Origin of the sequence: Sporosarcina sp. FSL K6-3457 (assembly GCF_038007285.1) — a bacterium.
GTDB lineage: Bacteria > Bacillota > Bacilli > Bacillales_A > Planococcaceae > Sporosarcina.
Map to the genome: position 1 here is coordinate 783,393 of NZ_JBBOWX010000001.1, position 20,326 is coordinate 803,718.

Sequence of the window (20,326 nt, forward strand, 5' to 3'; positions counted from 1 at the left end):
CTTCTATACCGTACGCTATTTTCTGCTGTCAAAATTACATTCCCCCGATTTTAAAAAAGTATTTGATTCTAAAACTTTGACTTGTTTTAGAACCAAATACTTTTTCGCCTTATTCAGACATTGACAATTAATCTCAAACAGCATACTATTATGCTATACGATATATCGTTAGGCATAGTAGTGGAGGTGTTTGTAGATGAAGTACACGGGTGGGCCAATGACAGAAGCGATGTATTATGTTTTATTAACGCTTATGAATCCAAGTCATGGTTATGGGCTGATGCAGGCGATTACTAAGGTTTCAAATGGACGAGTAAATATGGGACCCGGTACGCTTTACGGGGTTCTTGCACGTATGCAGAAGGACGAATTGATTGAGTTGGCGGATGATGATGGTCGAAGAAAAACGTATGTTATTACTGTGGATGGGGAGCTGGCGCTTAGACAGGAATATCAGCGATTGGCGGCGATGCTAGAGGATGGAGCATTATTGAGAGAAGGTGATGGGGATGCGTAAAGTTAAGCGGAAAATGATAGCGAATAGTTGGGATTTTGGGGAGCATGAAAGATGGTTTTCGGATATGGCGAAGGAAGGCTGGCATTTACGGAAAGTCGGTTGGTCCTTCGCTCACTTTGAACAAGGGGAGCCAAAGGATACTCAATATAGAATCGATACATCTTCGAATAAAAAGATGTCAGCAGCGGATAAGGAAATGTTTCAAGAAGCGGGCTGGCATCATATTACGAAGCTAGGTGAGTTCAATGTTTTCTCATCACCGACGGAATTGCAAGCTCCTGAGCTGCATACGGACCCCGTGGAGCAAGCTTATACATTGAAAGATTTAGCTAAAAGACTTCAGAGAAGTACAATTCAGACGATTATACTTTGCATACTTGGCGTAGCCATAGCATTTGCTTTTTGGTTCTTTGATAACACACCAACACTTACTTTTATTAGAGGGGACTTTCAACTGGTCGTTCTTCTTCTGACTCTGGCCTTTTCACTTTTCACGGTACTACAATCCAATTTATCGATTCGTAGGTTGCGGAAAGGATTGCAAGAAGGCAAAGCTATTAATCACAATGCGCCATGGAGAAAAAAGAGAAGAATACCTTTAGCTCTTTCTAGTGTTCTGATCACATTGTTGAGTGCTAATCTGGTTGCACTATCGATACAAATTATGCTGAGGGACACAGAAACTTTACCAGTAGAAGGGAATGACTTGCCAATCGTTCGTCTGTCTGACATTGAGCAAAATCCTAACTTAGTGAGAGAAGAACATTTTATGAACAATGAACTAGATATGTTAAATCGATATAGCTATAACTGGAGCCCGATTGCGCCGCTACAGTATGAATCGGATGAGAGTGGCATTATTCCAGGACAGTTATGGAGAGATTTAAGCGGAACGTATTCACCGAGCCTTCGTACAGAAGTCTATCGGTTGAATTTTCCTAGGCTAAGTGAAAAATTATTGGCAGATTTGGTACGCAGAAATATTTATGAAGGAGACGTCATGGAGTTGGAGAGTGCTGTGTTCGATAGTCTATTTATTCAGGAGCAAGAAGGCTCCAAAAAAGTCTTTGTGGCTAAAGGCAAGGGTGTTATGTATGTTGCCTACTATGGTTATGCAGATACAGCTACAATCCTATCAATGATAGAAGACAAGATTGCACTCATTGAGAATTAAATAGTATTTTCACCGAAGCTCACTATCATTGAAGTGGGCTTTTTGCTTACTGCTTAGGAAATTATAAAATCTCGTACTGTGGATAAGTTATGAGATAGAGATTTTGCGTCTAGGCTCCAGCGCCTAGCCCCTCGAGTCGCTTCGGTCTTGCTAGTCAAGGCAAAGGGCGCCTTTACTTTCAAGCCCTCCAGCAAGGAAGGATTGAACTTCATCCTTCCTACTTGTCGGGGCTGAACAGGCGCTTGCGCTTTTGTTCTTTGTAGGAGTCTATAATGACGATTGAAAAAAACACTTTTTTCTTGCCGTGAAAAGGGTGTTTTTTGCGCTGTGCATAGAAATAAAAGGTGAATAAAATGAGTTTCTACTATAGAAAGGAAATAGCGAGGAATGTTTTTATGAAAGTTAAATTTTTAATAATATATATAAATTATACAACTTTATTTTTTAGTTAAATTAGAAAAGATTATCAAATGCTTTATGACCAATAAAACCCTGTTGTATGAACGATTTGTGACGTGTTTGTGGTGAACAATTTGTGACATGAGACATGGAAAATTGTTTTCTCGATTTTATTATATTATGGTTAATTCTGAACTAAGGGATTTCCCTATATCGATACTTTTGAATATCATTTCTATCCGTATAGAACAATAAGAAAGGGGTATTTCCATGAGAATGAAATGGGCTTTTTTAAGTTTGGTAGTTGGTCTTCTCGCTGTGTTAGCTGGTTGTGAACCGGTCATGGTGCTGGATCCGAAAGGGCCACAAGCCGAAACAATTGCTGATGTTATTTGGATATCAATAGCGATGATGGCGATCGTTGTTGTTGCTGTATTTAGTATGTTGGTATATATCGTAGTAAAATATCGCGCTTCGAAACAAAGCGCGGATTATGAACCCCCGCATATCGAGGGCAATGCAATTGTTGAAGCGATTATTGTCGGGATTCCAGTTCTGATTATTATTTTCTTGTCAATTGTGACAGTCAAATCAGTCTATAAAGTGGAGGCAACGCCACAAGGCTATGAGGATCAAAAACCATTGATTGTCTATGCATCTTCTTCCGATTGGAAATGGCATTTCAGTTATCCGGAAGAAAATATCGAAACGGTGAACTATTTGTATATCCCGACAGATCGTGCGCTGGAATTTAGATTGTACTCTTATGGACCCATTTCCGCATTTTGGATCCCGCAACTCGGAGGGCAAAAATATGCGATGTCGGACATGATTACGACATTACATTTAGCTGCCGACACTCCAGGTGAATATATGGGACGTAACTCTAACTTCACTGGAAAAGGCTTCGCTGAAAATATATTCGATGTAGAAGCTATGCCAGCAGCAGAATTTGATAAATGGGTAGAGGATGTCAAAGCAAACGCTGAGACTCTGACGGAAGAGAAGTTCGAGGAATTATTATTGCCAGGACATCTCGGGCGATCCACTTATAATGGCACTCACTTGGAATTCTCACCTGCTCCAGAAGGCCATTATCACGGAGATGATTCTGCCGACCATTCAAGTCACATGCATGAAGATTGATTGATATTAATAAGACTTTTAAGCTGAATAAAATGTAGGAATTATTTTTACGAAAGGAGTTCTAAAAGTATGAATTACTTTGATAGATTTGCCATACCTCATCCGAGCCCAGCAATTTATGCAGCTATGGTGGCCATCGGTCTTACCGTGATTGCGATTCTTCTTGGTTTAACTTATTTTAAAAAATGGAGTTACTTATGGCGGGAGTGGTTGACGACAGTTGACCATAAAAAGATTGGGATTATGTATCTAATTGCCGCGCTGCTTATGCTATTCCGAGGTGGCGTAGATGCACTTATGATGCGGGCACAAACGGCGGTACCTGATAACACGTTACTAGATGCTCAGCATTATAATGAGGTTTTTACAACGCACGGAGTTGTTATGATTATCTTTATGGCGATGCCATTTATCTATGCGCTGATGAACTTCGTTGTGCCGTTACAAATTGGAGCGCGTGATGTAGCGTTCCCTCGTTTGAACGCACTTAGCTTCTGGTTGTTCTTCATGGGTGCGATGCTATTCAATATCTCATTCGTCGTTGGTGGTTCACCAGACGCTGGTTGGACGTCGTATTTCCCACTTGCCGGAAATGACTTTAGCCAATCTGTCGGGACGAACTATTATCTCCTATCGATTCAGATTGCCGGTATTGGTACGTTAATCTCTGGGATTAACTTCATGACGACAATCTTTAAAATGAGAGCACCTGGTATGAAGTTGATGAAGATGCCGATGTTTACATGGACAGCTTTAATCACAAATGCGATTGTAGTTTTTGCATTTCCAGTTCTGACAGTTACACTGCTGTTGGGGACGATGGACCGACTGTTCGGTACCCATATCTTCTCGATGACCAATGGCGGGATGGATATGCTCTGGGCGAACCTGTTCTGGGTTTGGGGACATCCGGAGGTCTATATCCTCGTCTTACCGGCATTCGGTATATATAGTGAGATTGTTTCTACCTTCTCACGACGTAACCTTTATGGCTATAAATCAATGGTCGCTTCAATTGTGATCATTTCATTCCTGTCATTCTTGGTTTGGACGCACCATTTCTTTACGATGGGGCAAGGACCATTGACCAATAGTATTTTCTCGATTACGACAATGGCAATCGCGATTCCAACTGGGATTAAAATCTTTAACTGGCTGTTGACGATGCGGAAAGGGAAAATAGAATTTACGGTTCCGATGCTCTATACGATAGGATTCATCCCGATATTCACAATCGGTGGGGTAACTGGGGTTATGCTCGGTATGGCCAGTGCCGACTATCAATACCATAATACGATGTTCTTAGTTGCGCATTTCCACTACACGATTATTCCAGGTGTTGTCTTTGCAATGTTGGCAGGTCTGACATACTGGTGGCCGAAAATGTTTGGTTTCATGTTGAGTGAAAAAATTGGAAAGTGGGCATTCTGGCTTATCGCGGTTGGCTTTAACGTTACGTTCTTTCCGATGTTCTTCACAGGGTTGGATGGACAAGCGCGCCGGATGTATACCTATTCGGAAGGAACTGGCTATGGGGCATTGAATCTACTGTCCTTTGCTGGAGCAATCGTATTAGCGATTGGGTTTGCGGTACTCGTTTACAATATCTATTACAGCACGCGCTATGCTTCACGCAATATCAGTTCAGATCCGTGGAATGCACGTACACTTGAATGGGCAACACATAGCCCAGTTCCAGCCTATAACTTCGCGAGAACACCACATGTGAACTCAATCGAAGCATTCTGGGATCATAAGAAGAAAAAGCAACCGTTATTCAAAGGGAATATTGAAAAGATTCATATGCCAAATAATAGTGGTATGCCGTTTATCATCAGTTGTATTTTCTTTGTTTGGGGCTTCTCATTCATCTTTAGTATGTGGATACCTGCCATCCTAACGACAATTGCGATTTTTGCTTGCATGGCGCATCGTTCGTTTGAGAAGGATGATGGGTACTACATTTCAGTTAAAGAGGTCGAGGAAACAGAAAAAGATAGCGAGGTGTTAACAGATGAAAATAGATAATTCACTTCCGCTTGAATACAAAACAGAACAAAATAAGTTGAATATTTTAGGCTTCTGGATTTTCATTGGCGCTGAAGTGATGCTGTTTGCAACTCTTTTCGCAACGTATTTCACACTCGAGCACCGTACGGCTGATGGACCCACAGGGGCGGAGATTTTTGAAATCACGCCGGTGCTTATTGAGACAATTTTGCTACTGACAAGTAGTTTCATAATTGGTCTTGGTGTGCATGCGATGCGCCTTGGACGCAAGAATGCCATGATGACATTCTTTGCGATTACATTGCTGCTAGGTTTAGCATTCCTAGGTGTGGAAATTTATGAGTTTACGCATTACGTTAATGTTGGAGCAGGACTTCAGGTGAGTGCCTTTACAGGTATTCTTTTGACGACATTAGGGACACATGGAGCGCACGTAACACTCGGTCTGTTCTGGGGATTGTTCATCATCCTACAAGTGAAAAAACAAGGTTTGACGCCTAAAACGGCCAATAAAGCCTTCATCTTTTCATTGTACTGGCATTTCTTAGATGTCGTCTGGATCTTTATTTTCAGCTTCATCTATTTGAAAGGAATGATGTAACATGAGTGAATTATTCCCGCGTAAACAGGTCATGGGCTTTGTGTTTTCAATGGTGTTAACGGCAGCTGCACTGACGGTCTATTTTCTAGATGTGTCATTTGCAGTAGGGATGACGATTTTGTTAGTTACCGCATTCGTGCAAGCGGCAGTTCAGCTCATCGTGTTCATGCATGCCGGTGAGACAGAGGATAAACATGCGATTTATATGAACATCTATTATGGTGTTGCCATAGCCCTTGTCACCATCTTCGGTACACTATTGATTTTAGTTTGGGATATGTAATGAATTCAATGAAAAAGGAGTGCCAACTGGCACTCCTTTTTTATTGAATGACACGTATTCCTTTATCCCTTTTTTCTTGCATTTCTTCTGTTGCAACAAAGAATATCCCCATAAGGAAGATGAAAATAGCCCCCATAATTGTACCGATTCCGATACCCGTGATTGCGCTGTAGTCACTAATAAAAAATCCGTATAAAAAAATAGAAATTCCGACGGTAAGTATCGTTCCCCCAGTATACTTAACGATGTTCAGCATAGCTTGTTTTGAATCCATTTCAATCACTCCCTTACTGCTATTATCACCAATGTTCACAAAGTTGTCAAATTATATTTTGGAAATAGATTTCGTCTAACCTTTAAGTTTGACATTTGGTTATGGTATTGAAAATATATAATCATTTATCCTGTAATAACTCTATCAAATATTGGCTTACGTGCATGGATTTGAGTATAATACAATACGACTAGATGAGTGACAAATATCTCCTAGTTTATTACTTTCCATAAAGGAGTCATTATGAACATACCAATTATATTTGAAGACAATCATTTGCTACTTGTTGAAAAGCCAGTAAATATACCTGTACAAGGTGATACGAGTGGAGATGCCGATTTGCTGACGCTATTAAAAGAAGATATAAAAGTTCGTTATCAAAAGCCAGGAAATGTTTACTTGGGGCTCGTTCATCGTTTAGATCGTCCTGTCGGTGGGGTGATGGTGTTTGCTAAAACGTCGAAGGCAGCTTCCCGATTATCGGATATTCTGCGCAAAAAAGAGTTGGAGCGAACATACTTAGCTGTTGTTCGAGGGGTTCCACAGAAGAAAAAGGCCGTTTTGGAGCATTATCTTTTTAAAGATACAAAGAAAAATAAAGTGTCTACCGTCTCAGCTAATCATACGAATGCTAAAAAAGCAGTACTTGAATATGAAACGATTAGCAGTACAGAACAACTAAGCCTTCTGTCTATTCGCCTCCACACGGGTCGCTCCCACCAAATCCGCGTTCAGCTCTCCGCAATTGGATTGCCGCTCTATGGTGATCAAAAATATGGACAACAAGTCAATCGCCCTGGGCAACAAATTTCTTTATGGGCACATGAACTAGAATTTATACACCCAACGACAAAAGAAGTTATAAAGGTACAATCGCAGCCGCCGAACGAATATCCGTGGAATTTATGGTAATTTTACGGTAAGCCTCTAGTCCGGGGACTTATTGAATATGAATGATAAAAAATCTCTAGTGCGTGTGAGTACACATGCACTAGAGATTTTTGCTTGGAATTCTTTATGTCAATTTATCGATACCGATTTTGAAAGTCAATTTGTATTTACGCGTGTAAAATGACACAAGACTCTTTTCAAAAAAAGGTTTTTGGATTTTCTTTTTCTTAGAAAGATAGCGATGCCCTAGCTCATATTGTCTTGCTTCTTGTTGTAGGTCAGCCATCCGTTGCTTTGCATAGTCTATATTGATTGTAAACATTATTTTTTCTCCTTAAGGAGAAGACCAATTGTATTGTTAAGGTGTGGCTAACACCGTTTCCATTAGCCAAATGTCACCTGAATAGTATGTTGGCAACTCCGTTTTATTTTTATCTACTAATTTATTGATCCGCTTACCATTCATTGTCGTTATCATCATTTTTTTCTCCTCCTTCAATTTTTTGTCCATTCAACTCATAGAATCACTATAGCCAACTGGGGATTTCCATTCCCCAATCGGCGCTATCCACTTTCGAGAGATTCCTTTTTCAATAGTTTTCTTTGCTGTCTTATGTTCATCATTACCAGCACTCCTTTTTTTCTTATTTGATTGATATATGCAACACGCAATGCGTGAAAACACCAGATTTCTATCAATTATGCCTTGGCATGATTGCGTCCGGATTTTTTCGAGCTTGGGGCCTACTGGATGTAGGTCATGCAACCGATGCCGCAGGACGCGGCGAACTTAGGTTGCCTTCTTAGCTTCCCTGAAAATCCGTGACATCCGCCGGAGGATTTATCTGAATCCAGCAAAGTTGGATTCAGATAAATGCACACAAAAAAGCACACGCTTCTTTACATAAGCGTGTGCTCATAGGAAAAGAACGGCAGACCATGCCATTCCGTATTAATTATTTACAGAAAAATAATTTGCGGTTGGGCACGGAATTACTATGCAATTACTTTTTGACATTCTAAATGTAGTCATCTTCCGCACCTCCATTTCTAATTTGAATATCTAACTACTTTAGGATAACATTACCTCTTTCTGAATGTCAACACTTTTCTGTAAATGTTGTAGTTCAATCCTTCCGATTGTGATTTTAATCACAATTGAGTTATTTGGATAATAGTAAAATTAGGGTATGCATATACGTAAAATTGATTGGGGATGATTACTTTGAAAAGCTTACGTTCCAAAATTTTATTATTAGTGCTATCTATGGTTTTTCTATGTACATTTCTAATGTCTATATTTGGTTATTTCGTTAATTATAAAGCCGTTGAGGATGAGGTAGGAATAGAACTGATTGGCTGTGCGAATGTTGCAACGCTAGTTATTGATTGGCAAGACGTTGAATTACTCAAGAACAATCCTCAGGATGATAAAGCTTTAATAGCCCTTGAAGAGGGAATAACAGCATTTATTAATAAAAAAACATGGTTTAAAGATGCTTTTATCATATCGGTAAATGAGGGTACTGCTACTTTATTGGCAGCAGATGAACGATTAAAAAGTCAGGGATACCAAGCGGGGGATAACTTCCATTATGACGAGGCTATCGACAGGGCTATTGAAGCGACAACTACTATGCAACACCAGATGCCTATGTACTCCAAGGTTTACACATTTCAAAATAGTAAGCGAATATCAGGCTATTCACCAATTTTAAATGATGAAAAAGAGATTATAGCATTTTTAGGAGTGGATTATCATGGTGAGGTTGTGGCTGAACGCACATGGCCACGGGTATGGATTATTGTCAAGGTCGGTATTGGTATATTTATGCTGGCTACAATCATTACACTACTTGTTGCGAATAGAATTGTGCGTCCGTTGGTGCAATTAAAAAATCAGGCAGAAACCTTTGCGAGTGGTGACTTAGCTACTTATATTGATACATATAAGAAAGATGAGATTGGACAGCTTGCGCAGAGCTTCGAAAAAATGCGTCAAAGTTTGTTGACAATATTAATACAAGTAAAGGATTCGTCCATCCAATTATCGGAGTCCTCTAGATTATTAGCGGCTAATTCAGAAGAACAAACACTTGCAACAGACATGATTGCAAAATCTTCTGTCGAGCTAGCGATTGAATCGGAGAAACAGGTAGAAGAAACGGTTTTCATATCAAAAGCGATAAATAACCTCGAAATAGATATGGGGAAAGTGAATGATAATGCAATTGAAGCAAAAGTTCAATCGGAGAAGTCTATTCAATTGGCAAGACAAGGAAAGAATGATATGACAATGATGGCTCAACAGATGGGTGCGACGAGTCAAAGTATTGAAAATGCGATGGAAAAGTTTGAGCTGTTGACGGAGAAATCGAAAACGACTGTGGATATTATTTCGACAATCTTAATGATTTCCAACCAAACCAATTTATTGGCACTGAATGCTAGTATTGAGGCAGCGAGAGCAGGAGAGAATGGGAGCAGTTTTACGGTTGTAGCAACAGAGGTGAGGGAGTTGGCTAATCAGTCTAAAGAGGCGGCAGATAATATCAAAATGATTTTAGAAGAAATTCAATTGAATATAAAGGAAGCGCATTTCGCATTGTATGATGGTGTCGAGCAGTTTGGTATAGGTAAGGATTTAGTGCGTCAATCTGGGCATTCATTTGAAACAATTTTCGCAGCGATTGAGGAAGTATTCGAAAAATCTATTTCTACTTCAAATGTTGTGTTAAGTAGTACGCAATTAGTCAATCAGATTCATACTAGTATTGAAAAAGTAACGAATGGAGTAGGTAATGTCGCTATATCATCAAAAGAACTGTCTGCAGCAAGCGAGCAGCAGGCTGAGATGATTTACGAAGAATTACAATCTGTGAAAAACTTGTCCTCGCTTGCTGAACAGTTACAATCCACAGTTCAACAATTTAAAATGGACTAGCTGGATGAATACTATGTAAATTATCTACATCTGTTGATTAACCAAAAAAACTTAATCAAACATTATGTGCACTGTGTACAGTTCTTTTGATTCGCTGTGGATTGAATGATTTCTATACCATTATCGAGTTATTTTTATGCGTAGGAAGTGTCACATTCTTATAAAACTTGCCAAAAGTAAAGTGGGAGCACCTTATACAAAGTGCAGGGGTGCCCGAAATTGCATCTTCGGGCACTTACATTCCCTATAGAAAGTCATCTATTCTTTTCTTTCCAAGCAACTGCATTTTTTACGGGTATCTTTATTGTGTAATCGCATCAAGTTGTAAACTAATCTCGCTTAGGTGACTTGCAGAATCTGCAATCATCGCAATCATTGTGTTTTGTGACTGAATGGATGAAACGATATTATCGACTGATACAACCGTTTGTTGTGAAACCTCAGATGTATTTTGAATCGCAAGCGTTATATTATGGTTTTGTTCTGTGACTGTCTGGAGTTCATCATGTAAGGTATCGATGGCTTCAATCGTTTGTGCCACAGCTTGACGGATAGCGACGAATTCTATTTCAGTTGCTTTGACAGATTCATCGAGTTGTTTGGAATGAGAAATTGTTTCCATCATAGTGTTAACCGTGTTCTCTGTTTCCTTTTCAATGCTTGAAATCATATCTTGGATTTGTTTTGTAGCCATATTTGATTGTTCTGCTAATTTACGTACCTCACTCGCAACAACAGCAAACCCTTTACCATGAGTTCCTGCTCTTGCAGCTTCAATACTGGCATTGAGCGCCAATAAATTTGTTTCTGAAGCAATATTTTTAATGGTTTCTGTTATCCGTGAAATATCGATTGTTTTATTGTATAACTCGGTAATGCTTGCACTGATTTTATCTGCGGCTTGCAATGACTCATCATTGGATTTTTTAAGTTGTGTTACCATCTCAGCGCCTTTTTGCGTTGCTGTTTCGGACTGTGTAGTGACTTGTTTAATGAGCTGGTTTTGTTGATTCATAGAGATGATTGAGTTATTCATTACTTTAACGCGGTCATTAATGCTTTCCATGTCGGTTAATTGATGTAAGACTTCTTGTGAAATAGTAGTAATCGCATAGTTGATTTCCTCGCTGGCGGCTGAAGTTTCTTCGGAAATAGCTGTTAGTTCTCCAGCAGACATAATGACATTGATGCTGGCATCGCCTATTCGTTGGAAAAGCTCCTCCGTATCAAGTGAAGGTTCATCGTTTTCATCGATTGTTTGTTGGGGGGATACAGTATGTTGCTGACAGACAGCGTAAACAAACCATAGACCGATTAGGAGAATGAGAGCGATTACAATTGTAGTAAGCAGTAAACTTTGTTGGCTGAACAGTATGCCAGCTACACCAGCTACTACGACTGTAATGATATGAATAAGTACTAATTTCATCAATAAAGTATTGTTTTTTAGTATTTTTATCATAGACTTAGCACTTCCTTCTTTTAATCTAGAATAGTGTTATTTTACTATGGTGTAGCTAAAAATAGGCGGGTCAGACAAAGTAGGGAAGTAAGTCTGACACCGCCAGTGATTATTTTTCGATTAACTTGAATTTCTGCCAAGGATGAACATGGTCCAGTAAAAATTGCTCGTCTTTGTCAATCGTTGCGACAATATTTGTATTTCCACTGTTGTCCATATCTTTACGTGCAAGATGGAGTTCACCTTTATAGCGTGCATAGCCGACGTTATCAATAGTCACATCGCCACGTGTAATTGGCTCAGTATTATGGGCTGGGAATTCCTCATGCGCAAAATCTACACGGGTTTGTGTTGAGCGAATCACATAGGCAGAAACGTCACCGCGGTTGAAGTGACCTTTAGCTAAGACGATTTCTTTCTCAACAGCCGTTGTTTGTTCCTTAAACTCAACTTTTAGCTCCAATAAGTAGCGATTGAGCAAGGATAGACTTTTCAGTTCTTCGTCAGAAGCAAACATATTACCGATGATTAAATCATCAATCAGGCCTGTTTGGAAAAGGTCTTTTGCTTGTACATCAATGGCTAGTCCACGATGTTCTTCAAGAGTAGGAAGACCTTCTTGTACAGGCCATGGCCCGAATGCTGCATGTTTTGAAGAAATCATCGCCGCTGTGCGAATGCCTTGGTCTTTATATTGTGCAGAACATTTTAGGAAATGCTCTCTAGATAGCGCTGTATAGCGGCGTGGATAGAAATTATGACAACCAATGATTTGCTGCTTGTTAGGTTGGTAAGAAAGAATCTGGTCAAGATATTTTGTGCCCTGGCTCATATTCAATTCAATAGCTAAGCCGTGTTCATTGAATGACATAATGCTTTCTTCGGCGCCAGAAAAGCCCATATCCAGTCTTAATCCTGATAGACCAAGCTCTTTGAAATAAGACAAATCTTTATAAGAAAGATTTTTATCCGCAAAAACGGTTGGGCTAACGTCAGCGATTACTTCAAAGCCAAGCTCATTTGCCTTTTTCAATAGCTGCTGTAGCTGTTGGACATCCTTGTCGTCATTCGCAGACATTAAGCATGTGAAGATACGTGAAAAGCCATATTCACTGGCCTTTTCCATATAGTTAACGAGTTCTTTTTCCGTACCGTATTGTGGATAAATTGAAATTCCAAGGTTTCTCATTAATATTCACTCCTATTTGTGAAATTGTGGTAGATAGTCTTGATTGGTTTCTAGTAAATCCTGTAGCAATAATTTGGCCACTTTACTGGAAGGAACAAAAGGATTAGTTGTTAGAGCCAGCAATGCTTTGCCTTTATCGCCTGTAACAGCTGCTTCAATCGTTAATTGTTCAAATGCTTTCACCTGTTGAATTAACCCATTAATTTCAGACGGTAATGTGCCTACTTGAATAGGCTGTGGTCCTTCACTGTTAACAACACAGGAAACTTCAATGACGACGTCGTCTGGAAGATTTGGAATGGTACCGTTATTAGGGACATTCACTGTGTGGATCGCGTGATCATTGGTCACGATAGAGGTAATAAGAGAAATAGCAGCCTCTGAATACAGTGCACCACCACGTTCTTCTAATTCTTTCGGTTTAACGTCTAGATTAGGATTGCTATACGTTTTAAATAATGCTTTTTCAATGACTTTTACTTGTTCAGCACGCGTGCCTCTGAGTTCTGCCGCTTCTTTTTCTTCAATGAGCATTTCATCCATCATGTAGTAATAGCGATGGTATGGGCATGGTAATGCTTGTAGCGCTTGTAAGAATTCTTTATCCCAAGGAGCATCATGAATGTTACGCATATTCATATTGCGTCCTTCGGCAATTCGTTCAATAAGCGTGTTCATTTTGTCTTTACCACCCACAAAGACTTTCGTGGCATAGACGAGGTGGTTTAGTCCTGAGAAGGATATATTGAGGTCATCTCGATCGACTTCTAATATATTGGCAGCCATTTGTTTCATATTAACAGGTACGTTACACAGACCGATTACCTTGACATTTGTATACTTATGAACGGCTTCAGTTACCATTCCTGCTGGGTTTGTGAAGTTAATCAACCAAGCATCTTTGGAGTATTGTTCAATCTCATCGCAAATATCGAGGATAACTGGGATGGTACGAATGGCTTTGGCGAATCCACCAGGACCAACAGTTTCTTGACCGATGACATCGTATTTCAGTGGAATTCGTTCATCATTGGCTCTAGCATCCAGACCGCCGACTCTGAATTGTGTTAAGACGAAATCAGCATTTGTTATGGCTTTAATCCGATTAAAAGTTAGTTCAACTTTGATAGGGAGACCGCTTTTTTGAATCATTCTTTTGGCCAGGGCACCGACAATCTCAAGTTTTTCTTTACCTGCTTCAATATCAACGAGAACAATTTCATCTACTTTAAATTGATCGGCACGAAGGATAATCCCTTCGATAAGTTCAGGTGTATAGCTACTACCGCCACCGATTACAGCGATTTTCATGATGAATCCTCCGCTCTATATAGTCACACAGTAAAAGGAGAAATCGATGAACCACCCGAATTCTCCTCACCGTGTATTTTTCATCGTTCAGTTTTTTGTGTAATTATTTACTGTTTCATATAATGCGATAAATTCACCAGCGAGGTCTTTGAAGGTAATGGCATTCATGAGGTGATCTTGGGCATGAATGAGTAGTAGCGAAGTTTCTACTTTTTCTCCGCGAATTTCTGATTGAATTAAAAAGGTTTGAACCTTATGTGCGCTGCCTAGCTCTTCATTGGCTTTTTCAAGTAATGCGTTTGCTTGCTCAATATCTTTATCCTTTGCAGCTTGGATCGCCTCAAAAGCTGTACTTTTTGCATTACCACTAAAAAGGATAATTTGCATGATTTGTTCTTCCATGTTCATTACGATTCACTACTTCCTACGAGAGATTATGTTTGTACTTCATGTTGCGATGTATAAGGGGCAATCAGTGGGGATAAGCCCCCACTGATTGAAATGTATGCTTACGCGATTTCTTTTTGCTGTGCTGCAATTTCTTCTTTAAGCTTTTTCAATTCCATTCTTTCTGCAATCTTAACGAACGGAATGTATGCAACGATTGCAATGACTAAGTTGACTGCCGCAAGTGCCGCGCCTTTCCATGAACCAGTTGCTAAGAATCCGCCGATAATGGGTGGAGTCGTCCAAGGGATAAAGGCAATGGTTTTTGGAACAACCCCGGTCGCGATCATCATGTAACTAAAAACTGTTAGCATAACAGGTGTTAAAATAAATGGAATGATGAGCACTGGATTTAACACCATCGGGAAACCGAATAGTACAGGCTCGTTAATGTTGAAAATACTTGGTGCAGCACCGAGTCCAGAAATATTACGGTAATGCTTATGCTTACGTCCGGCAATGAACACCGCGATGATTAAACCGAGTGTAGCTCCGGTACCCCCTAGATACATGAAAGCATCAAAGAAAGGTTTGGTCACGATATAAGGAATTTCTTCTCCTGCTGCTAATGCAGCTGCATTAGCTTCAATCGCAGGTAGGTAAACAGCTTGCATAAGTGGTTCCATAATATTTGCACCGTGAAGCCCAAAGAACCAAAGGACATGGACGATAACGGCAACAGCAACAGCAGAACCAAGTGTATTGGCCATTTTTGAAACAGGTGCTTGTAGTGCGTCGAAGAAGGCTTGGTGAATGTCAGGCATTCCACCTACAACTGTCAGTACTTTAATAAGGCCAAAAATGCTGATTGCAATCATTGCAGGGAATAGTGCTGCAAATGATTTTGCTACTGCTGGTGGAACACTTTCAGGCATTTTCATTATCAAACGTTTGTTACCCAATAGTCTTGTGAAAATTTCAGTAGAAACAAGCGCAATAATAATAGCGATAAATAAACCTTGTGCGCCAACCCATCCGAATGGAATACCCCAGTCGGTAGAAGTTGGTTGCATAATTGTAATTAAAGAAGCGAGTGCTACAACTCCAGATGCTAGACCATCTTTGTCATACGAACGAGCAAGTTGATAGGCGATGGTAAAGACGATGAGTAATGAGACAATGGCAAATGTACCATTCCAAAGAGCGCCGCCGAAGCCTTTCCATGCATCACTACCAAAAATCATTTCCATAAAGGATTGGTAAGCCTTAATTGGCAAGTTGTTTAATAGTGTTGCCATTGAACCTAAAATCATCAGTGGCATGATTGTAACAAAACCATCACGAATAGCAACTAGATGGCGCTGTGCCCCTATACGACCAGCGATTTCGATGAACTTTTCCATAATTTATTATCCCCCTTATTTTTTATAATAGAAGATTGCGATAATGAATGATGGAGACCAATAAATCGGTTGACTCACCGAATTATCCCAGTTTGATCTCCAAGTACCATTGTAAAAAATGATATTTACTTAAGCATTGCAAGTGCTTTAGTTAGAACAGACTCACCATTCATTGTGCCGTAGTCGATGCTATCGATTACTTCAACGGGAATGTTTTTTCCTTCAAGCGCTTTTTCGATTTTCTTTTTTAGGAAGCGCACTTGCGGTCCTAATAGTAGAACATCGATTTCTTCGAAGTGCCTATTTGCTTCTGCTTCTGATACTGCGAAAATTTTAATGTCTTGACCTTTTGTCTTTGCAGCCGTTTCCATCTTCGTTACTAGCAAACTAGTGGACATTCCAGCTGAACAGACGAGCATGATTGTTGTCATTGTGTTATCCTCCCTATCTTTTTTTGGTTGTTAATTCTATAAAAGAATCATAGAATTACGTTTTTCTTGTACACCTATTCTATATGCAAGAAGCGTGCCAACTTTTCTTCCTATAAACGTTGTCATATGGCGCATTTGAAATTACACATAGAAAAACGGAAGTGTGTAAATGCTTACACACTTCCGTTTTCCAAAAGCATTTTGCTTACAGCTGATCATTTTCTATAAACATTTGGTAAATATGCATCAGTTCACTTTCAACAAAGGTGATATCGTATTCCGCTTCTAATCCTTGTAATATATTTTTCACACTTGTTAGATCTTCCGCATATTCCTGCTGAAATTGTTCGACTTTCGGGAATGAGCGTGCTGGCTGATTGAGCCTCATATTTTCAATAAGGAAGGCAAGATGCAGGATAATTCCAGTATCGACCCCGGAATCGAGATTGATGCCTAATTTTAATTCGAGCTTAATGACGGTTTTTTGTAAAAGTTGTACTAAACGAGAAACAGAGGGAATTGTCTTGAAGTGATTTTCAAGAGCTTGTACCATCTCGCTATAAGGTTCTTGGTCGCCAATGATATTTTCTAATCGTTTTAAATGATGGTCTTGGAAAATTTCAATCGGTGAAAAGTAGGGAATGTTTAAGTATTCAAATTGAACAGTACCCGCAATGGCTAATATGTCGTAGCTCTCCAGTAATTGATCGATTTTGTCTGTAAAAGATTGTCTGTGGAGAAATTGTAACGAAATAATGACGATATTTTTACCGTTGACGACTTTTTCTAACTGCTCTTTAATCTTTTTGGCTACTCCATCCCCGGTAAAGCAAGCAGTAACGATTGCTTTTTTAGTTGGCTTAGGTAGGGATGCTGTTGAACTGAATTGGTTTTCGATGAGTTGGCGACAGCTTTGATAGATATCGTCCAAACTTCTTCCGAGTGAGGCCTTACGAACAGCCTCCATCACAATTGGCGTGCTTGCCATGGACACCGTTTTTGTTTTAATGCCTGTTTCTTCAAAAATCATATGACCAAAGGAAGAAACTGAACCCATATCGACGAGGAACAAAACGCCTTTCGTCGGCTCTATGTCATGGATTGTACTTTTTATGAGATCGTACATTTCCCGTGCGTCCATTGAAAGAGGCATATCAAAAGCCTTACCGAATTGAACACCTAGTAAATCTTGAACCGTCGTCAACATACTTGTAGCGGTAGAATTACCATGCATGATGACAATTATGGCGACTTTATGTTCTTGATTGTACATATTATCCTCAACTTCAGGAACTAAAAACATCGTAATAAATCCGATTTCGTCAAGTGGTATTTCAACACTCATTTCACTTTCGATTAATTGTGCAAGTTCAATAGCAACTTTAAACTCTTTAGGATGCTTATTGTGTACTTTATTTAAGTTTGGATGCGTGATGGTATTGTTTTGATTAATACGCTCAATCGTTCTTTGTAAATGTAGCGCAAAAGCAAACTTCATTTTTTTTTGAAACGAGTGATTTAACTCTTTTTCGGCAAAGTGGAATACCTTATCGGTGATTTCCCAAATTTGATTGTCGACAATTTCCTTCAACCCGACTTGTGGCAAATGATCGATGTACTCATTAAAGTATTGATTGAAATCAACGAGTAGCTCAGTTTGAATCTCTTTATTATTCTTACCTTCTTCATGTAGCTGTTTTAATTTAACTTCCATATCCTGATAAAGGTCTTCCCTGTGCTCTTGATCCACATAGTCACTTTGATCATTATTGAAGGAAAAAGTGAAAACTTGTTTTTCTGTATCAATAAGACTGTCCATCTTTTCACGATATTGCTTCACATCTAATAACCCTTTTTGTACATGAAGTGGCAGATCATTTTGCTGAATGAGAAGGCTGGGTGTTTTGTTGGAAATATAATGCAAAAATGATTTTGCACAAGCTAATTTTAAATCACGTTGTAATTGTCCGATGTTAGCAGACGTGTGGTACAGCAAAAATGCGGTCAACGCACGTCTTTCTACATGAATCGTTTCATTTAGACGCCCTGACTCCTGAATAAGAAAGTGTTCAATAAGCTGATAGCGTTCCTCAAATTGACGCTCCTCTAATGAAGGAAGTGTAATTGTCATTGGAATTCTTCGTGTAAATGTTTCGAGCAAATAAGATTCAGGAGATTCTGTTGTCGCGCCGATGATTTGAACGGAGGCCGTTTTAGTCTCTTCACTATCTCCTAAACTACGGAATATACCTTTGTCGATAAAGGTAAAAAGCATTTCTTGTCCTTCTGGAGGTAATCGATGAATTTCATCTAAAAACAAGATACCCTTATCTGCTTTTTCAATTAGCCCCGTTCGATTTTCTGTCGCACCTGTAAAGGCACCTTTTTTTACGCCGAAAATATGTCCAAATAATAATTGGGGATTTTGCGCGTAATCGGCACAGTTAAATTGAATGAAGGGCGCATTTTTCTCGATACTTTCAGACTCCACGGCATACTGATACATGCACTCGGCAAAAAAAGATTTTCCTGTTCCCGTTTTCCCTAAAATTAATGTGTGTAAGCCCCTAGGTGGGTAATGAATGGCGGCTTTAGCCTGCTTGACTGAAATTTTCAAACTACCCTCTGTCCCAATTAAATTATAAAACGAATCGGGGGTATGTTCTTTCTGCTTGTGAGTAGAGGGAAGCTCTTTATTGAAAAAGAGGATAGGTTTTCCGTTTGTTTTGTCAATCAAACCTTCTCTGTATAATTCGTTTAAATATCTACTGACATTTGAACGCTCAAGTTGAAGCTGTTCCGCAATTTCAGTAGCTGAAACGCTTTTATTTACTTTCTCAATATAATGAAAAATATCTTCTTTTCGACCCATACTTACTCCTCCTGAAACAATTACATTCTATGGTGAATATAAAAATTAGGTAGATACTCTATTTCTATCGTATCATAAACAGTTGTTTTCATATAGGCTATTTGAACGTAGTTCCATTGACCTGTAAGAGCTTTTGTAGATTAAAAATGATAAAAGTACCGTGGAAAATAATCTTGAATTTGTGATGTACATCACAGAAAAATTCTTTACTTAATTTTATACTTAGTTTATAAGCTGAATGGATGAATACCTCTATTGACTGAGCGTAGGTATTTTCACTTCATTTATCTATATAGATTGAACTTATGATTTTTACCTATTTACCAGCGAAGGCGCCTTATTGTGGGAGGCATCCCCAAGCGCCGAGCGTTGTTAGTAGAATTCTTTAGTTCAGTATATATAGTAAGAACATAATTTGAAATTCTAGGAGGAATAGTTGATGAGTGAATATGCAGCAACAGTAAGGGTTCCAGAATATCCACCCCATCTTAAGCATAAAACAATTTTTGAGACATTTAATAAGTTAAATTCGTCAGAGGCTATGTTGATTGTCAATGACCATGATCCGATTCCTTTGCGTTTTCAATTCGATTCTATGCACGAAGGTAAATACACATGGGAATATATTGAACAAGGTCCAGATACGTTTCAAGTGAAAATCGAAAAACTATAAAATGTCTGGAGTTGATTGCGATGGCAAAAGTTAACGTTATCGATGACAGGACGCTGAAGATTGAACTGTCTTTGGAGGATGCAATTTCAATGGTACAACAAGCAGCTGGAGAGGTAGATAAGTTTGCCAGTGAAATCATCACTATTTTTGAAAAAATGCCGAAGTTCAATTATACGCATTATTGTTTTTACGCATTTGACGATACGGCACAATTATTTGAAAATGTACTAGGCATTGATCCGAAGCAATATAAGACATTTTCTCTAGATGCACCGGATGCGTTTTTCTACTCATTATATGGGGGAATGGCTAGTTTGTATGGCGAAGCGAAAAAATATGTAGCGTAAGTAACGACTATG

Annotated in this window: 20 protein-coding genes; 10 read left to right on the top strand and 10 right to left on the bottom strand. The window is 39.2% G+C overall.

Annotated features, from left to right (window positions below):
• The first annotated feature begins 196 nt into the window (after positions 1-196).
• The 6 genes from N1I80_RS03720 to qoxD all read left to right on the top strand — a co-directional run bounded on the left by N1I80_RS03720 (position 197) and on the right by qoxD (position 6,130).
• Positions 197-517 (top strand): PadR family transcriptional regulator, encoded by a 321-nt coding sequence (locus tag N1I80_RS03720; protein WP_340736614.1) that lies wholly within the window; start codon positions 197-199, stop codon positions 515-517.
• Positions 510-1,691, top strand: coding sequence for a DUF2812 domain-containing protein (locus tag N1I80_RS03725; protein ID WP_340736615.1), 1,182 nt, complete (start codon positions 510-512; stop codon positions 1,689-1,691). The genes N1I80_RS03720 and N1I80_RS03725 overlap by 8 nt, the downstream gene beginning before the upstream one ends.
• Positions 1,692-2,360: 669 nt before the next feature.
• Positions 2,361-3,236 (top strand): cytochrome aa3 quinol oxidase subunit II, encoded by an 876-nt coding sequence (gene qoxA, locus N1I80_RS03730; RefSeq protein ID WP_340736616.1) that lies wholly within the window; start codon positions 2,361-2,363, stop codon positions 3,234-3,236.
• A 69-nt stretch (positions 3,237-3,305) separates the two neighbouring features.
• Positions 3,306-5,264, top strand: coding sequence for a cytochrome aa3 quinol oxidase subunit I (qoxB, locus tag N1I80_RS03735; RefSeq protein ID WP_340736617.1), 1,959 nt, complete (start codon positions 3,306-3,308; stop codon positions 5,262-5,264).
• A complete protein-coding gene (gene qoxC, locus N1I80_RS03740) occupies positions 5,251-5,847 on the top strand; it encodes a cytochrome aa3 quinol oxidase subunit III (RefSeq protein ID WP_340736618.1) in 597 nt (198 codons plus the stop codon). The genes qoxB and qoxC overlap by 14 nt, the downstream gene beginning before the upstream one ends.
• A 1-nt stretch (position 5,848) precedes the next feature.
• Positions 5,849-6,130, top strand: a complete 282-nt coding sequence (qoxD, locus tag N1I80_RS03745) for a cytochrome aa3 quinol oxidase subunit IV (protein WP_340736619.1) — start codon at positions 5,849-5,851, stop codon at positions 6,128-6,130.
• 40 nt (positions 6,131-6,170) lie between these two features.
• Here qoxD and N1I80_RS03750 read toward each other — a convergent pair whose 3' ends face one another.
• A complete protein-coding gene (locus N1I80_RS03750; RefSeq protein ID WP_340736620.1) occupies positions 6,171-6,404 on the bottom strand; it encodes a hypothetical protein in 234 nt (77 codons plus the stop codon).
• A 243-nt stretch (positions 6,405-6,647) separates the two neighbouring features.
• Between N1I80_RS03750 and N1I80_RS03755 the strand changes: the two genes are divergently transcribed.
• A complete protein-coding gene (locus N1I80_RS03755) occupies positions 6,648-7,316 on the top strand; it encodes an RluA family pseudouridine synthase (protein WP_340736621.1) in 669 nt (222 codons plus the stop codon).
• A 103-nt stretch (positions 7,317-7,419) separates the two neighbouring features.
• Here the strand turns inward: N1I80_RS03755 and N1I80_RS03760 are convergent, their stop codons facing one another.
• The gene (locus N1I80_RS03760) at positions 7,420-7,617 is read right to left on the bottom strand and encodes a hypothetical protein (protein ID WP_340736622.1); all 198 of its coding nucleotides are present in this window, start codon (positions 7,615-7,617) and stop codon (positions 7,420-7,422) included.
• Between the two features lie 36 nt (positions 7,618-7,653).
• A complete protein-coding gene (locus tag N1I80_RS03765) occupies positions 7,654-7,776 on the bottom strand; it encodes a hypothetical protein (protein WP_340736623.1) in 123 nt (40 codons plus the stop codon).
• Between the two features lie 744 nt (positions 7,777-8,520).
• On the opposite strand from N1I80_RS03765, the gene N1I80_RS03770 reads away from it, so the two are divergent.
• Positions 8,521-10,239 carry a methyl-accepting chemotaxis protein gene (locus N1I80_RS03770; protein ID WP_340736624.1) on the top strand — a complete coding sequence of 573 codons (1,719 nt, stop codon included), beginning with the start codon at positions 8,521-8,523 and terminating at the stop codon, positions 10,237-10,239.
• A 301-nt stretch (positions 10,240-10,540) separates the two neighbouring features.
• On the opposite strand, the gene N1I80_RS03775 is transcribed toward N1I80_RS03770, so the two are convergent.
• The 7 genes from N1I80_RS03775 to N1I80_RS03805 all read right to left on the bottom strand — a co-directional run bounded on the left by N1I80_RS03775 (position 10,541) and on the right by N1I80_RS03805 (position 19,294).
• A complete protein-coding gene (locus N1I80_RS03775; RefSeq protein ID WP_340736625.1) occupies positions 10,541-11,701 on the bottom strand; it encodes a methyl-accepting chemotaxis protein in 1,161 nt (386 codons plus the stop codon).
• A 109-nt stretch (positions 11,702-11,810) separates the two neighbouring features.
• A complete protein-coding gene (locus N1I80_RS03780) occupies positions 11,811-12,890 on the bottom strand; it encodes a DUF871 domain-containing protein (RefSeq protein ID WP_340736626.1) in 1,080 nt (359 codons plus the stop codon).
• A 12-nt stretch (positions 12,891-12,902) separates the two neighbouring features.
• Entirely contained in the window at positions 12,903-14,201 is a 1,299-nt protein-coding gene (locus N1I80_RS03785; RefSeq protein WP_340736627.1) for a 6-phospho-beta-glucosidase, read from the bottom strand.
• Between the two features lie 87 nt (positions 14,202-14,288).
• Positions 14,289-14,609: a PTS lactose/cellobiose transporter subunit IIA gene (locus N1I80_RS03790; RefSeq protein ID WP_340736628.1), complete on the bottom strand. Its 321-nt coding sequence runs from the start codon at positions 14,607-14,609 to the stop codon at positions 14,289-14,291.
• A 101-nt stretch (positions 14,610-14,710) separates the two neighbouring features.
• Positions 14,711-15,991 carry a PTS sugar transporter subunit IIC gene (locus N1I80_RS03795; RefSeq protein WP_340736629.1) on the bottom strand — a complete coding sequence of 427 codons (1,281 nt, stop codon included), beginning with the start codon at positions 15,989-15,991 and terminating at the stop codon, positions 14,711-14,713.
• Between the two features lie 125 nt (positions 15,992-16,116).
• Positions 16,117-16,422, bottom strand: coding sequence for a PTS sugar transporter subunit IIB (locus tag N1I80_RS03800; RefSeq protein WP_340736630.1), 306 nt, complete (start codon positions 16,420-16,422; stop codon positions 16,117-16,119).
• A 205-nt stretch (positions 16,423-16,627) separates the two neighbouring features.
• Positions 16,628-19,294: a sigma 54-interacting transcriptional regulator gene (locus N1I80_RS03805; protein ID WP_340736631.1), complete on the bottom strand. Its 2,667-nt coding sequence runs from the start codon at positions 19,292-19,294 to the stop codon at positions 16,628-16,630.
• Between the two features lie 439 nt (positions 19,295-19,733).
• Here N1I80_RS03805 and N1I80_RS03810 point away from each other — a divergent pair, with 439 nt between their 5' ends.
• Together N1I80_RS03810 and N1I80_RS03815 are read left to right on the top strand one after the other, a co-directional pair.
• A complete protein-coding gene (locus tag N1I80_RS03810) occupies positions 19,734-19,967 on the top strand; it encodes a DUF2249 domain-containing protein (RefSeq protein ID WP_340736632.1) in 234 nt (77 codons plus the stop codon).
• Positions 19,968-19,987: 20 nt separating this feature from the next.
• A complete protein-coding gene (locus N1I80_RS03815) occupies positions 19,988-20,314 on the top strand; it encodes a hypothetical protein (RefSeq protein WP_340736633.1) in 327 nt (108 codons plus the stop codon).
• The last annotated feature ends 12 nt before the right edge of the window (positions 20,315-20,326 follow it).